This is a genomic window from Kineococcus vitellinus, from assembly GCF_009906315.1.
GTDB lineage: Bacteria > Actinomycetota > Actinomycetes > Actinomycetales > Kineococcaceae > Kineococcus > Kineococcus vitellinus.
In genome coordinates, this window is the sequence record NZ_JAAALL010000110.1 from 1 (window position 1) to 13,207 (window position 13,207).

The following is a 13,207-nucleotide window of genomic DNA, read 5'->3' on the forward strand; positions in this document are numbered from 1 at the left end:
GTGCTCGTCATCTCCCGCGACCCCACCGGCGGCGCCGCCGGTGGGGTCGCGGGAGATGACGAGCACGGTGTCGTCGCCGGCGATGGTGCCCAGCAGGACCGGCATCGTCGAGTGGTCGATGGCGCTGGCCAGGAACTGCGCGGCGCCGGGCGGGGTGCGCAGGACCACGAGGTTGGCGGACGCCTCGGCGCTGACGAGCAGCTCCTCGCACCAGCGCGCCAGCCGGGCGTCCAGCACCTCCTGGCCGACGACGCTGCGCGGGGTGCGGTCCCCGCCCTCGGCGGGCAGGGCGTAGACCAGGCCGCGCTCGCCGTCACGGACCTTGACGGCGCCGAGCTCGACGAGGTCGCGCGAGAGCGTCGCCTGCGTGACCGCGACGCCCTCCTCGGCCAGGTGGGCGGCCAGCTCCGTCTGCGAGCGCACCGCGGCGCGGGTGAGCACCGCGGCGATCCGGTCGTGGCGGAAGGCCTTGGTGCCCGTGCCCGGGTGCTGCGCGCCCTGCCCGGGCGCCGGGGGCGAGGTCACCGCGACGCCGCGAGCAACCAGACGAGCAGGGCCTTCTGCGCGTGCAGCCGGTTCTCCGCCTCGTCCCAGACCACCGACTGCGGCCCGTCGAGCACCTCGGCGTCGATCTCCTTGCCGCGGTACGCGGGGAGGCAGTGCAGGACGAGGGCGTCGTCGGCCGCGTGCGCCAGCAGCGGTGCGGTGAGCGCGAACGGGCGGAAGCGCTCGCCGTCCTGGCCCTCCTGGCCCATGGAGATCCAGGTGTCGGTGGCGACGACGTCCGCGCCGGCGACGGCCGCGAGGGGGTCGGAGGTGACGGTCACCGATCCGCCGGTGCTCTCGGCGACGCGCTGCGCGCGCTCGAGCACGGCGGCGGAGGGCAGGTCGGAGGCCGGGGTGCCGATGCGCACGTGCATCCCGGCGGTGGCGCCGCCGAGGGCGTAGGAGTGCGCCATGTTGTTCGCGCCGTCGCCCACGTACGCCAGGGTCAGCCCGGCCAGCTCGCCCTTGTGCTCGGCGATCGTCAGCAGGTCGGCGAGGACCTGGCAGGGGTGGTAGTCGTCAGTGAGGGAGTTCACGACGGGCACCCGCGAGTGCGCCGCCATCTCCTCCAGCCGGCTGTGCTCGAACGTGCGCCACACGATGGCGGCGACCTGCCGCTCCAGCACCCGCGCGGTGTCGGCGACCGGTTCGCCGCGGCCCAGCTGCGAGCTGCCCGCGTCGATGACCAGCGGCACGCCGCCGAGGTCGGCCACGCCGACGCTGAAGGAGACCCGGGTGCGCGTGGACGGCTTGTCGAAGATGAGGGCGACCGTCTGCGGCCCCGCGAGGGGCTTCTCGATGAAGCGGCCCGCGGCGCGGTCGGCCTTGAGGCCGGCGGCCAGGGCCAGGACCTCGGCCTGCTCGGCGGGGCTCAGGTCGTCGTCGGCGAGGAGGTGCCGGACGGTCACGGGGTCGCTCCGTTCTGCTCGGCCGCTGCGGCGGCCGCGTCGAGGATGGCGGGGAGGGCGGCGACGAAGGTGTCCGCCAGCGCGGTCGTCAGCACCAGCGGCGGGGCGAGGCGGACCGTGTCCGGGCGGGCCGCGTTGACGATGAACCCAGCGGCGAGCGCCGCCTGCACGACGTGCGCGGCGAGCGGGCGCGTCAGCGCGATGCCCAGCAGCAGGCCCTCGCCGCGGACGGTCTCCACCAGCGGGTGCTCCAGCGCCGTCACCGCCTCCCGCAGGTGGCGGCCGACGGTGCGCACGTTGCCCAGCAGGCCGTCGCGCTCGACGGCGTGCAGCACCGCCAGACCGGCCGCCGCGGCGACGGGGTTGCCGCCGAACGTCGTGCCGTGCTGCCCGGCGCCCAGCAGCGTGGCGTTGCGCGGGCCGAAGGCGATGACGGCGCCGACCGGGATGCCGCCGCCCAGGCCCTTGGCGAGGGTGACGACGTCGGGGAGCAGGCCGCCGTGGCGCGGGGCCTGGTGCGCGAACCACTCGCCGGTGCGGCCGATGCCGGTCTGCACCTCGTCGAGGACGAGCAGGGCGCCGTGCTCGGCGGTGATGCGGCGGGCGGCGGCGAGGTAGCCCTCGGGTGCCGGGACGACGCCGTTCTCGCCCTGCACCGGTTCCAGGAACACCGCGGCGGTCGCTCCGTCGACCGCTCGGCCCAGCGCGCCGAGGTCCCCGTAGGGGACGAACTCCACACCACCCGGCAGCGGCTCGAACGGGGCCCGGTAGGCCTCCTTGTGGGTCAGCGCGAGCGCACCCATCGTGCGGCCGTGGAAGGCGCCGACCGTCGAGACGACCTTCGGGCGGCCGGTGCGCCGGGCCATCTTGAACGCGGCCTCGTTGGCCTCGGCGCCGGAGTTGGCGAAGAAGACCGCCGAGCCCTCGGGGGCGCGGGCCACCTCCAGCAACCGTTCGGCGAGGGCGACCTGGGGCACGCTGGCGAAGAAGTTCGACACGTGCCCCAGCGTCGTCAGCTGGGCGGTGACGGCGGCGACGAGCAGCGGGTGGGCGTGACCGAGGGAGTTGGTCGCGATGCCGCCGAGCAGGTCGAGGTAGCGGTTGCCGTCGGCGTCCCACACGTGGCAGCCCTCGCCGCGCACGAGGACGCGCTGGGGGGTGCCGAACGTCTGCATGACGGAGGCGGAGTAGCGCTGGAGCCAGGCCTGCCCGCCGCCCTCGGCCACCGGCAGCGCTGCGGACGCTTCGACGGGTTCCACCGTTCCTCCTGGCTGGGGGTTCACGGCACGACCATCGTGCCGTTGCCGGAGGTCGTGAAGACCTCCAGGAGCACCGAGTGCGCCTGCCGGCCGTCGATGACCGTGGCGCGCGGGACCCCGCCGCGCACGGCGCGCAGGCACGCCTCCATCTTGGGGACCATGCCCGACTGCAGGCTGGGCAGCAGGTCGGCCAGCGCCGAGGCGGTGATCTCGCGCACGAGGGAGGCGCGGTCCGGCCAGTCGGAGTACAGGCCCGCCACGTCGGTCATGACGACGAACTTCTGCGCCCCCAGCGCGACGGCGATCGCCGACGCGGCGGTGTCGGCGTTGACGTTGAGCACCCGCCCCTCCAGCAGGTTGCCGTCCTCGTCGACCTCGGGGGCGATCGTGGAGATCACCGGGATGCGCCCGGCGGCGAGCAGGTCGAGGACCGCGGCCGGGTCCACGCCGACGACATCGCCGACCAGGCCCACGTCGACGAGCTCGCCGTCGACGAGGGCGTGCCGGCGCCGGGCGCGCAGCAGGCCGGCGTCCTCGCCCGACAGGCCCACGGCCAGCGGCCCGTGCGCGTTGAGCAGGCCGACGAGCTCGCGGCCGACCTGCCCGGTGAGCACCATGCGCACGACGTCCATGGTCTCCGGCGTCGTCACCCGCAGGCCGCCGCGGAACTCGCTGGGGATGTCCAGGCGCTGCAGCATCGCGGAGATCTGCGGGCCGCCGCCGTGCACGACGACCGGGCGCAGGCCCGCGGTGCGCAGGAACACGACGTCCTCGGCGAAGGCGCGCTTGAGCTCGTCGTCGACCATGGCGTTGCCGCCGTACTTGAGCACCACGAGGGCGCCGTGCCACTTCTGCAGCCAGGGCAGGGCCTCGACGAGCACGCTGGCCTTGTCGGTCGCGGACAGGCCGCTGATGCCGCTCACGTGCTGTACGCGCTGTTCTCGTGGACGTAGGCGTGGGTCAGGTCGTTGGTCCACACCGTCGCCGAGCGCTCGCCGGCGTGCAGGTCGATGCGCACGTGCACCTCCCGGGGGGTCAGGTCCACCCCGGCGGGGTCCTCGTGCGGGGCGCCGCCCACGCACACGGCCACCCCGTTGAGGCTGACGTCGAGGGCCTGCGGGTCGAAGGCCGCGCCGGTGGTGCCGACGGCGGCCATGACGCGGCCCCAGTTGGGGTCCTTGCCGAAGACGGCGGTCTTGAAGAGGTTGTTGCGGGCCACCGAGCGGCCCACCTCCACGGCGTCCTCCTCGCTGGCGGCGCCCACCACCTCCACGGCGATGTCGTGCTCGGCGCCCTCGGCGTCGCCCACGAGCATCCGCGCCAGGTCGGCGCACACCGAGCGGACGGCCTCGTCCAGCGCCCCGGGCTCGGGGCGCACGCCGCTCGCGCCGCTGGCCATGAGCACGACGGTGTCGTTGGTGGACGTGCAGCCGTCGGAGTCCACGCGGTCGAAGGTCGTGCGGGTGGCGCTGCGCAGCGCGCGGTCGAGGTCGGCGGGCTCGGCGACGGCGTCGGTGGTCACCACGACGAGCATGGTGGCCAGGCCGGGCGCGAGCATCCCGGCGCCCTTGGCCATGCCGCCGACGGTGAAGGCCGTCCCGTCCGGCCCGGTCCCGGTGGCGATGGCCTGCTTGGAGACCGTGTCGGTGGTCATGATGGCCGTCGCGGCGGCGGTGCCCCCGTCGGTGGCCAGGGCGGCGTGCGCGGCCCGCACGCCGCTCAGCAGCGCGTCGCGGGGCAGCTGCACGCCGATGAGGCCGGTGGAGCAGACGACGACGTCGGCGGCGCCCGCGCCGACGAGCTCGCCGACCAGCTCGGCGGTGGCGTGGGTGGTCTGGAAGCCCTGCGGGCCGGTGAAGCAGTTGGCCCCGCCGGAGTTCAGCACGACGGCCTTGAGGTGCCCGTCGGCGCTGGCGCGCTCGCTCCACAGCACCGGGTGCGCCTTGCAGCGGTTGGAGGTGTAGACGGCGGCCGCGGCGTCCAGCGGGCCGTCGTTGACGACGAGGGCGACGTCGGGGCGCCCGGAGGCCTTGAGGCCGGCGGTGGCGCCGGCGGCCCGGAAGCCGGCGGAGGCGGTGACGCTCACGGGGCGACCCCCACGGCGGTCAGCCCGGCGTCCTCGGGCAGCCCGAGCGCGACGTTCACCGACTGCACGGCGCCGCCGGCGGTCCCCTTGACGAGGTTGTCGATGGCCGACACCACGAGCACGCGGCCGGTGTGCTCGTCGACGGCCAGCTGCAGCGCGCAGGAGTTGCCGCCCAGGACCATCGCCGTGGAGGGCCAGCGCTCCTCGGGCAGGACGGTGACGAACCGCTCGCCGGCGTAGGCCCGCTCCCAGGCCGCGCGCACGGCGGCGGCGGCGGCGCCGGGGGCCAGCCTGGCGGTGCAGGTGGCGAGGATGCCCCGGGACATGGGGGCCAGGGTCGGGGTGAAGGAGACCGACACCCCGGAGCCGCCGGCGAGGGTGAGGTTCTGCTCGATCTCGGGGGTGTGCCGGTGCCCGCCGCCGACGCCGTAGGGGCTCATCGAGCCCATGACCTCCGCGCCGAGCAGGTGCGGCTTGAGGCTCTTGCCCGCGCCGGAGGTCCCGGAGGCGGCGACGACGACGACGTCCTCGGGGGCGAGCACCCCGGCCGCGAAGCCGGGCGCCAGCGCCAGGCTCACCGCGGTCGGGTAGCAGCCGGGGACGGCGATGCGCCGCGCGCCGGCCAGCCGCTCGCGCTGGGTGCCGCCGCCGGCCAGCGGCAGCTCGGGCAGCCCGTAGGGCCAGCTGCCCGCGTGCGGGCCGCCGTAGAACCTCTCCCACTGCGCGGGGTCGGTCAGCCGGAAGTCGGCACCGCAGTCGACGACGAGGACGTCGTCGCCGAGCTCCTGCGCCACGGCCGCCGAGGCGCCGTGCGGCAGGGCGAGGAAGACGACGTCGTGGCCGGCGAGGACCTCGGCGCTCGTGGGCTGCAGGACGCGCTCGGCCAGCGGCAGCAGGTGCGGCTGCAGCGCCCCGAGCGCCGTCCCGGCGTTGGAGGCGCCGGTGAGCGCCCCGATCTCCACGTGCGGGTGGGCGAGCAGCAGGCGCAGCAGTTCCCCGCCGGCGTAGCCGCTGGCCCCCGCGACAGCGACGGTGAGCCGCTTCCCCGAGTCCATGTGCATGACCATACACCGCCTCGGGTAGCCATGCACGCGGGTCCGCGAGCGGTGCTCAGCCCAGCGGGTCGTCCTCGCCGTAGGGCGCGACCACCAGCCGCCGCGCCTGCGGGGCCAGCGGCAGCGGCACCGCCCGCAACGAGCGCGGGGTGTCCACCCCCACCCGCAGGAAGCGGCCGGACCAGGCGTCCAGCTCGCCGCGGGCGATGGCCAGCACCATCGCCACGACCTCGTCGGGGTCGGTCCACTCGGTGCGCTCGGCGTGCTGGGCCATGCTCGTGGACATGGCCGTGCGCACCACGCCCGGGGACAGCTCGAAGGCGCGCACGCCGTGGGCCGCGCCCGCCGCCGCGACCGCGCCACCCAGCCGGAAGAGCGCCGCCTTGCTCGCCGCGTAGGCGGCGTAGGTGCCGCCGTCCTTGGCGGCCGCTCCCGAGCTGAGGTCGACCACGCGGCCCGAGCCGCGGCGCACCATCCCGGGCAGCACCGCCCGCACCACGTGGAAGGGCCCCAGCACGTTGGCCTCCAGGACCGCGCGCACCTGCGCCGGGTCGGCCTCCCACGGCGGCGCCTCCACCGCCTCGATGCGACCGGCGGACTGCACGAGCAGGTCGAAGCCGCCGAGCTCGTGCTCCAGCGCCCGCACGCCGTGCGCCACGGCCGCGGCGTCGGCGACGTCGAAGGCCGTCGCCACCGCCCGCCCGCCCTCGGCGGCGACGTCGTCGACGAGCTCGTCCAGCAGCCGCGCCGTGCGGGCCGCCACCCCCACGGCGAAGCCCGCCCGCGCCAGGCCGAGCGCGAGCGCGCGGCCGATGCCGTGCGTCGCGCCCGTCACCAGCGCCCGCGGCTGCTCAGCCACGCTGGACCGCCCCCGTGCGGGCCGCGGCCTCGGCCACCGCGGCCTCGCGGGCCGCGCTGGCCTCCTCGGCGGTCAGCGTCCGGTCCGGGGCGCGGAAGCGCAGCCCGTACGCCAGCGACTTGCGGCCCTCGCCGACCTGGGCGCCGGTGTAGACGTCGAACAGGCGCACGTCCTCCAGCAGCTCCCCGGCGCCCGCCCGCAGCGCGGCCTCGACCGCGCCCGCCGGCACGTCGGCGTCGACGACGAGCGCCACGTCCTGGGTGGCCGCCGGGTAGCCGGACAGCTGCTGCACCTGCACGCTCGCGCCCACCTGGGCGAGCAGGACGTCGAGGTCCAGCTCGAAGGCGACCGCGCGCGCGGGCAGCTCCAGGGCCGCGACCGCCTGCGGGTGCAGCTCCCCGGCGTGGCCGACGACGTGCCCGGCGGCGGTGGTGATCCGCGCGCAGCGCCCCGGGTGCCAGGGCGCCCGCCGGTCGGCCTCGACGAGCACCGCCACGCCCGCGGCCGCCGCCACGGTGCGCGCCGCCTCCACCGCGTCCGCCCACGTCGCGGGCTCGGCGGTGCGCTGGAAGCCCTCGCCGCCCGCCCCCGGCGGGCGCCGCGCACCGGTCAGGACACCGGCCACGTGCAGCGGCTGGCGCGGGACGGCGGCCAGCAGGGCGGCCAGCTCCTGCTCGCCCGGGCGGCCCGCCGCGCCGAGGACCTCGGCGGGCGGTGCACCCGGCGTCGGGTGCACCACCGTGCCCAGCTCAACCAGCGCCAGGTCGCGCAGCCCGCGGGAGACGTTGCGGCGCACCACCTCCACCAGCGAGTCCAGCAGGCTGGTGCGCATCAGCGGCTGCTGCTCGGAGAGCGGGTTGGCCAGCCGCAGCGCCGTGCGGCGCGGGTCGTCGGCGGGCAGTCCCTGCGCGTCGTGCACCGCCGACGCCACGAACGGGTGGCTGAGCACCTCCACGAAGCCGTCGTCGGCCAGCGAGCGGGCGATCGAGCGGCGCGCACGCTGACCCGCGGTGAGCCCGCGCCCGGCCGGGGCGGCCGGCAGCACCGACGGGATCGTGTCGTAGCCGCGCAGCCGCGCGACCTCCTCGACGAGGTCGACGCCCTGGCGCAGGTCCGGCCGCCAGGACGGCGGGACGACCTCGAGCCGGCCGCCCTCGGCGCGCACCGCGCAGCCGATCTCGGTGAGCGCGGCCACGACCTCCGCCTCGCCGGCGTCCGTGCCCGTCAGGCGGGCCGGGAAGCCGGCGTCCATCGCGATGGTCGGCGAGGGCGCAGGGCCCCCGCCCAGGACGACGTCGGTGGCCGTGGTGTCGGCCGTGCCGCCGCCGTGCTCGACGAGCAGGCGCACGGCCAGCTCGGCGACCCGGGCGGTCATCGCCGGGTCGACGCCGCGCTCCCAGCGCTTGGCGCCCTCGGTGGGCAGCTTGTGCCGGCGCGCGGTGCGCGCCACGGTCACCGGGGTGAAGTGCGCCGCCTCGACCAGGACGTCGGTGGTGCTCGCCGACACCTCGGTGCTCTGCCCGCCCATGACGCCGGCCAGCGAGAGCACCCGCGAGCTGGCCGGGTCCCCGGGCGCCTCGTCGGTGATGAGCAGGTCCTGCGGGTCCAGGGCGCGCTCGACGCCGTCCAGGGTGGTCAGCCGCTCCCCCGCCCGGGCGCGGCGCACGACGAGCTCGCCCTGCAGCGCGTCGAGGTCGTAGGCGTGCAGCGGCTGCCCCGTCTCGAGCATGAGGTAGTTCGTCACGTCCACGGCCAGCGAGATCGAGCGCATCCCCGCCCGGCGCACGCGGTCGGCGATGAAGCGCGGTGTCGGCGCGCTCGGGTCGATCCCGCGCACCGTGCGGGCCACGAAGCGGTCGCAGCCGACGGTGCCGTGGATCGGCGCGTCGTCGCTCAGCCGCACCGGGTACCCGGGGCCGGTGGGCGCGGGCACCTCGACGGCGACGGGGTCGCGGAAGACCTGCGCCACCGGGCGGCCGGTGCCGTGGGCGTACTCGCGCGCGATGCCGCGGACGCTGAAGCAGTAGCCGCGGTCGGGGGTGACGTTGACCTCGACGGTCTCCCCCGCCAGGCCCAGCAGCTCCAGCGCGTCCTGGCCGGGCGACACCTCCACGCCGGGCAGGAGCTGCGACAGCACGATGATCCCCTCGGAGTCGGCGCCCAGGCCGAGCTCCTTGGCCGAGCAGATCATCCCGTCGGAGACGTGCCCGTAGGTCTTGCGCGCGGCGATCGCGAACCCGCCCGGCAGGACGGCACCGGGCAGCGCGACGACGACGAGGTCGCCGGCCGCGAAGTTGTGCGCTCCGCAGACGATCCCGCGCCAGCCCTCGGGGCCGTCGTGCTGCGGGCCCACCTCGACGTGGCACCAGTTGATCGTCTTGCCGTTCTTCTGCGGCTCGGGCGCGAGCTCGAGCACCCGGCCCACCACGAGCGGGCCGGTGACGCCGGAGGTGTGCACGCCCTCCTCCTCGAGCCCGACGCGCACCAGCGAGGCGGCGACGTCGGCGCCCGTGGCACCGGGCTCGAGGTCGACGTGCTCGGCCAGCCAGTCCAGGGGGACGCGCATCAGAGCACCCCCTCGCCCGCGCCGGTGCCCGGGTCGGCGGGGCCGCCCAGCACGTCCGCCACCGCCGACGCGGACAGGTCCTCCACGCCGAACGCCCGGCTGAACCGCACGTCGCCCTCCACCATGTCGCGCATGTCCGTCACCCCGTTGCGGAACATCAGCGTCCGCTCGATGCCCATCCCGAACGCGAAGCCCTGGTAGCGCTCGGGGTCGATCCCGCACGCGCGCAGCACGTTCGGGTTGACCATGCCGCAGCCGCCCCACTCGATCCAGCCGCGCTCGGCCTCGCGGCCCAGGGAGAAGCGCAGGTCCAGCTCGGCGCTGGGCTCGGTGAACGGGAAGAACGCCGGCCGCCAGCGGGTCTCGACCGCGTCGCCGAACATGGCGCGCGCGAAGTGGTCCAGGGTGCCCTTGAGGTGGGCCATCGTCAGGCCCTCGTCGACGGCGATGCCCTCGAGCTGGTGGAACACCGGGGTGTGCGTGGCGTCCAGCTCGTCGGTGCGGAAGACCTTGCCGGGGCAGACGACGTACAGCGGCACCCCGCGCGTGAGCAGCGAGCGCGCCTGCACCGGGGAGGTGTGGGTGCGCAGCACCAGCCCCGAGCCGGCGCCGCCCTCGGCGTCGGCGACGAAGAAGGTGTCCTGCATCTGCCGCGCCGGGTGGTCGACGTCGAAGTTCAGCGCGTCGAAGTTGAACCACTCCGCCTCGACCTCGGGGCCCTCGGCGACCTCCCAGCCCATCGCGGTGAACACGTCGGCGACGCGCTCCATGAGCAGCGGCAGCGGGTGGCGGGCGCCGCGCTCGGGGCGGCGCCCCGGCAGCGTGACGTCGACGACCTCCTCGCGCAGCGCCCGCTCGGTGCGCTCGGCCTCCAGCACGCCCGCGCGGGCGGCGAGGGCCTGGTTCAGCCGGCCCCGCGCCGAGCCCACGCGCTTGCCCGCGGCGGCCTTCTCGGGGCCGGGCAGCGCGCCGATGGCGCGGTTGGCCAGGGCCAGCGGGCTGCGGTCGCCGGCGTGGGCCAGCCGCGCCGCCTTGAGCTCGTCGAGGTCGGCGGCCGCCTCGACGGCGGCGAGGGCGGCGTCGAGCGCCGCCTGCACGCTCGACTCGTCGACCGCGCCCTCGGCGCCGCCGGCGGGGTCTTCGGGCTTCGGGTCGGGCATCGGGTGCGGTTCTCCTCGATCGGGGGTGCTGCCCCGGTGGCTTCGTCGCCTGCGATCCTCCCAGACCGCCCCGCGCGAGCACGACGCAGTTCGCGGCGCGGCCCGCGAGCGGCCCCGCGGCGGCCCGACCGGGCCGGCCCTCTCGAGCGCCTACTCCTGGCCCGCGGGCACCCCGGCGGGCAGCCGGACGCGGAAGCGGGCGCCCCCGGCGGGCGAGGAGGCGACCTCGACGTCGCCGCCGTGCGCCTCCACCAAGCCGCGGGTGACGTAGAGCCCGAGCCCGGTGCCGCTGCGCTGCCCGCCGTGCCAGAACTTGCTGAAGACGTACGGGCGGTTCTCCGCGGGCACGCCCTCGCCGGAGTCGTCCACGGTGAGCACGACCTCCCCGGCGGTGGCCGCGACGTCGATGGCCACCGTGCCCGCGCCGTGGCGCACGGCGTTGTCGACGAGGTTCGTCACGACCTGTGCGATGCGGTCGGGGTCGGCCCACAGCTCCGGCAGCGGCGAGGCGGCGGTGAGGGTGAAGCGGTCGTCGTCGTAGCCGGCCACCCGCAGCCGGTCGACGTGCTCGCGCACGAGGGTCACCAGGTCCAGCGGGCGCCGGTGCACCGTCAGGCGGCCGGCGTCGACGCGGGCCACGTCGAGCAGGTCGCCGACGAGGCGGCTCACGCGCTCGGCGTCGGCCTGCACGGTGGTGAGCATGAGCCGCTTCTGCTCGTCGCTGAAGCGGTCCCAGCGCCGCAGCAGGCTGGCGGTGAACTGCTTGACCGACGTCAGCGGCGAGCGCAGCTCGTGCGCGACGGTCGCGATGAGGCTCGCGGCGTCCGACTCCGCGCGGCGGCGCTCGTCGGGGCTGCGCAGGGCGAGGACGGCCCGCTCCAGGGTGCCGTCGGGGCGGCGGTGGTAGCGGGCGGTGACGAGCAGCTCGGTGCCGCCGGGCAGCAGCAGCAGGCGCTCGGTGTGGCCGTCGGCGGACACGCCCGTCGGCCGCTGCCCGCCGGCCTGGGCCAGCACGTCCCACCAGCGGCGGCCGGAGGTGTCCTGCAGCGGCAGGGCGCGGCGGACCGGCGTGCCCACCAGCTCGGCCCCGGGACGGCCCAGCAGCCGCACGGCGGCCAGGTTGACGTCGGCGATGGTGCCGTCGGCCGCGACGACGACGAGGCCGTCGGGCAGGTCGTCGAGGACGAGGGCTGTCGTCACGACGCTCACCTCGGGCGCGGGGGCGGTGGCCGGCGCCGCTGCGCCGGGCGGCTCCGGGGGCAGGGCGACGGGCACCGCCGGTGCGGCGGTGGCGCTCCCCCTCGCCTCGGGCACGCGAGCGAGGGTAGGGCATGGCACCCCCGACCACCCGCCGTCACCGCGGCGGTCACCGCCCGGCGCGCGCGGCTCACCCCGCGGCGGGCCCGGCGCGCCGCTGCGCGCGGGCGCTGGCGTAGAGGCAGACGACGGCCGCGGTGGCGAGGTTGAGGCTCTCGGCGCCGCCGTGCAGCGGCACCCGCACGACGGCGTCGGCCAGCGAGCGCGCCGCCTCGTCGAGACCGGCCGCCTCGTTGCCGAACACCCACGCCGTCGGCGCGCGCAGGTCGGCGCCGGCGCTCGTCCCGGTGACCGCGGCGTCGGCCAGGTCGTCCAGGTCGAGCGCCCCCTCGCCGTCGGCGGCCAGCACGGCCGAGCCCGCTCCGCGCAGCTCCTCGACCACCTGCTGCAGCGGCAGGCCGACGACGACCGGCAGGTGGAAGAGGCTGCCCGCGGTGGAGCGCACGCACTTGGGGTTGTGCACGTCGACGCTGCCGCGGGTGAGGACGACGGCCTCGGCGCCGGCGGCGTCGGCGGCGCGCAGCACCGTGCCGGCGTTGCCGGGGTCCTGCACGCGGTCGAGCACCGCCACCAGCCGGGGGCGGGCGGCCAGCACGTCGGCCAGCTGCGCGGTGCGCACCGGGCAGACCGCCAGCAGCCCCTGCGGGGTGACGGTGTCGCTCATGGCGGCCAGCACGTCCTCGGTGACCGTCCAGGTGCGCACGCCGTCCCCGAGCGCCCGCTCGAGGACGGCGGCGTGGCGCCGGGCGGCCTCCTCGGTGACGTACAGCTGCTCCACGGCGCCGGCGGCGACGGCCTCGCGGACGGCCTGCGGGCCCTCGGCGAGGAAGCGGCCCTGGCGCGAACGCGCCGGACGCCCGGTCAGCGCCCGCACGGCCCGCACCCGCTCCGCGCGCGGGTTGGCGAGGAGGGGCGGGGTGGTGCGGGTCACTGCCGGGCGTCCGGGAGCGGTGCGGGGCGTGCTCAGGCCGCGGAGCCCTCGGCGGCCACGGGGGCGGCCGGGAGCGCGGCGCGGGCGGTCTTCACCAGCGAGGCGAAGGCCGCGGCGTCGTTGACGGCCAGCTCGGCCAGCATGCGGCGGTCCACCTCGATGCCGGCGGCCTTCAGGCCCTGCACGAAGCGGTTGTACGTCATGCCCTCGGCGCGCGCCGCGGCGTTGATGCGCTGGATCCACAGGCGGCGGAAGTCGCCCTTGCGCGCCTTGCGGTCGCGGTAGGCGTAGACGAGGGAGTGGGTGACCTGCTCCTTCGCCTTGCGGTACAGCCGCGAGCGCTGGCCGCGGTAGCCGCTGGCCTGCTCGAGGACGGTGCGGCGCTTCTTCTGGGCGTTGACTGCGCGCTTGACGCGTGCCACGGGGGTGCTCCTTGTGCTGGTCGGTGTCGCGGGCGCCGGCGGGGCGCCGGTCCGTGGTCGGGACGGCGCTCGCGCGCTCCGCGGGGAGGGGGTGGGTG

12 protein-coding genes are annotated in these 13,207 nt (G+C 76.7%); all 12 read right to left on the minus strand.

Annotated features, from left to right (window positions below; translation table 11 throughout):
- The coding region (locus GTQ99_RS11380) for an arginine repressor (RefSeq protein WP_166615849.1) at positions 1 to 525 on the minus strand (525 nt) is incomplete at its 3' end.
- Positions 522 to 1,454 (minus strand): ornithine carbamoyltransferase, encoded by a 933-nt coding sequence (gene argF / locus GTQ99_RS11385; protein ID WP_166615850.1) that lies wholly within the window; start codon positions 1,452 to 1,454, stop codon positions 522 to 524. The genes argF and GTQ99_RS11380, both read right to left, overlap by 4 nt.
- A complete protein-coding gene (locus tag GTQ99_RS11390; protein WP_166615851.1) occupies positions 1,451 to 2,713 on the minus strand; it encodes an acetylornithine transaminase in 1,263 nt (420 codons plus the stop codon). The genes argF and GTQ99_RS11390 overlap by 4 nt, the downstream gene beginning before the upstream one ends.
- A gap of 20 nt (positions 2,714 to 2,733) precedes the next feature.
- The gene (argB, locus tag GTQ99_RS11395) at positions 2,734 to 3,636 is read right to left on the minus strand and encodes an acetylglutamate kinase (RefSeq protein ID WP_166615852.1); all 903 of its coding nucleotides are present in this window, start codon (positions 3,634 to 3,636) and stop codon (positions 2,734 to 2,736) included.
- Positions 3,633 to 4,799 (minus strand): bifunctional glutamate N-acetyltransferase/amino-acid acetyltransferase ArgJ, encoded by a 1,167-nt coding sequence (argJ, locus tag GTQ99_RS11400; RefSeq protein ID WP_166615853.1) that lies wholly within the window; start codon positions 4,797 to 4,799, stop codon positions 3,633 to 3,635. Before argJ ends, argB begins: the two co-directional genes overlap by 4 nt.
- Positions 4,796 to 5,854: an N-acetyl-gamma-glutamyl-phosphate reductase gene (gene argC / locus GTQ99_RS11405; protein WP_166615854.1), complete on the minus strand. Its 1,059-nt coding sequence runs from the start codon at positions 5,852 to 5,854 to the stop codon at positions 4,796 to 4,798. Before argC ends, argJ begins: the two co-directional genes overlap by 4 nt.
- Before the next feature lie 55 nt (positions 5,855 to 5,909).
- Positions 5,910 to 6,713 carry an SDR family NAD(P)-dependent oxidoreductase gene (locus GTQ99_RS11410; RefSeq protein WP_166615855.1) on the minus strand — a complete coding sequence of 268 codons (804 nt, stop codon included), beginning with the start codon at positions 6,711 to 6,713 and terminating at the stop codon, positions 5,910 to 5,912.
- Positions 6,706 to 9,279 (minus strand): phenylalanine--tRNA ligase subunit beta, encoded by a 2,574-nt coding sequence (gene pheT, locus GTQ99_RS11415; protein ID WP_166615856.1) that lies wholly within the window; start codon positions 9,277 to 9,279, stop codon positions 6,706 to 6,708. The genes GTQ99_RS11410 and pheT overlap by 8 nt, the downstream gene beginning before the upstream one ends.
- Entirely contained in the window at positions 9,279 to 10,439 is a 1,161-nt protein-coding gene (gene pheS, locus GTQ99_RS11420) for a phenylalanine--tRNA ligase subunit alpha (protein WP_166615857.1), read from the minus strand. The genes pheT and pheS overlap by 1 nt, the downstream gene beginning before the upstream one ends.
- Positions 10,440 to 10,589: 150 nt before the next feature.
- Positions 10,590 to 11,753 (minus strand): sensor histidine kinase, encoded by a 1,164-nt coding sequence (locus GTQ99_RS11425; RefSeq protein ID WP_338074927.1) that lies wholly within the window; start codon positions 11,751 to 11,753, stop codon positions 10,590 to 10,592.
- Between the two features lie 73 nt (positions 11,754 to 11,826).
- On the minus strand, positions 11,827 to 12,687 hold the full coding sequence (locus tag GTQ99_RS11430; RefSeq protein ID WP_338074928.1) for a TrmH family RNA methyltransferase: 861 nt from the start codon (positions 12,685 to 12,687) through the stop codon (positions 11,827 to 11,829).
- Positions 12,688 to 12,719: 32 nt separating this feature from the next.
- On the minus strand, positions 12,720 to 13,109 hold the full coding sequence (gene rplT, locus GTQ99_RS11435; RefSeq protein WP_166615858.1) for a 50S ribosomal protein L20: 390 nt from the start codon (positions 13,107 to 13,109) through the stop codon (positions 12,720 to 12,722).
- Positions 13,110 to 13,207: the final 98 nt, after the last annotated feature.